Raw genomic sequence first — 418 nt, forward strand, 5'->3', positions numbered from 1 at the left:
GACCCGCCGTGGTGCCGAACTCCGCAACAGCCGTCGCCGGACCCGCCGCCGGAACCCACGTCACGGAGCACACCGTCGTCGTCGACGCGCCCGCAGACACCGTCGACGGCCTGGTCGCCGACGTCTCCGCGTGGCCGCAGATCTTCGGCCCCACCATCCACGTCGAGGTGCTGGAGGAGGAAGCCGACGAGCAGCTCCTGCGCCTCTGGGCCACGGCCAACGACCAGGTGCGCTCGTGGACGTCGCACCGCATCCTCAACTCCCGCACCCGCTCGGTCTCCTTCCGCCAGGTGGTGCCCGCCGCGCCGGTGGCGGCGATGGGCGGCCAGTGGCGGATCGAGCCCAACGACGACGGCGGCAGCCGCGTCGTCCTGCTGCACGACTACTCCGCCGTGGACGACGACCCGGAGGCCGGCGC

General features: G+C 73.4%; 1 protein-coding gene. It reads left to right on the top strand.

What is annotated here, in order from left to right:
• On the top strand, positions 1 to 418 hold a 418-nt coding region (locus QC029_RS30735; protein ID WP_336621625.1), incomplete at both ends, for an aromatase/cyclase.

This window comes from Streptomyces sp. DH37, assembly GCF_029813835.1.
Taxonomy (GTDB): Bacteria; Actinomycetota; Actinomycetes; order Streptomycetales; family Streptomycetaceae; genus Streptomyces.